Source organism: Streptomyces cyaneofuscatus (assembly GCF_000718135.1).
GTDB classification, from domain to species: Bacteria; Actinomycetota; Actinomycetes; order Streptomycetales; family Streptomycetaceae; genus Streptomyces; species Streptomyces cyaneofuscatus.
On sequence record NZ_JOEM01000111.1, the window covers coordinates 1 to 226 of the forward strand.

Here is a 226-nt window from a genome sequence, read left to right on the forward strand (position 1 = left end):
GGCATACGGAGGCGCGTACATCGTCATGGACTCCCAGTCCATCGGGGCCGACCTCACCTATGCCTGGCCCACCAACGAGATCGCGGTGATGGGCGCCGAGGGTGCGGCCAATGTCATCTTCCGCCGGCAGATCGCGGACGCCGAGGACCCCGAGGCGATGCGTGCGCGCATGGTCAAGGAGTACAAGGCCGAGCTGATGCACCCCTACTACGCGGCCGAGCGCGGT

Annotated in this window: 1 protein-coding gene; it reads left to right on the forward strand. The window is 67.3% G+C overall.

Features of this window, described 5'->3' with window-relative positions:
• A partial coding sequence (locus IF17_RS01000000137000) for a carboxyl transferase domain-containing protein (RefSeq protein ID WP_032773250.1) occupies nt 1–226 on the forward strand: 226 nt, incomplete at both ends.